This window comes from Micromonospora sp. DT4, from assembly GCF_049841675.1.
Lineage (GTDB): Bacteria > Actinomycetota > Actinomycetes > Mycobacteriales > Micromonosporaceae > Micromonospora.
In genome coordinates this window covers 1-238 of record NZ_JBNCKT010000510.1, presented here as the reverse complement: position 1 = coordinate 238, position 238 = coordinate 1, and the positions used below count along the sequence as shown (strand labels likewise).

At 66.8% G+C, this 238-nt stretch carries 1 protein-coding gene; it reads left to right on the top strand.

The genetic code is table 11. The features are described 5' to 3' along the window. The coding region (locus tag ACLQ24_RS30710) for a hypothetical protein (protein ID WP_425895210.1) at positions 1-221 on the top strand (221 nt) is incomplete at its 5' end. Between the last annotated feature and the right edge of the window lie 17 nt (positions 222-238).

The window sequence follows — 238 nt, the reverse complement described above, 5'->3', positions numbered from 1 at the left end:
AGCCCCCCACACCCAAGGCGGTCAACACCCAACCCGCCCGCACCACACAATCACCCCGCCCATTCCAAGCCGGGAAACTCTTCACCGCCCGCACCAACATTTGCAGCACTGGCTCGGAATCCTCCACACCCACCGCCGCCGAACCCACCACCGCAGCCCGACGCAACACCCCCCACACCTCCTCCCCCCCGACCCCATACTCCGGCGGTAACACCACCTGAGCACCACCAGGAAACGC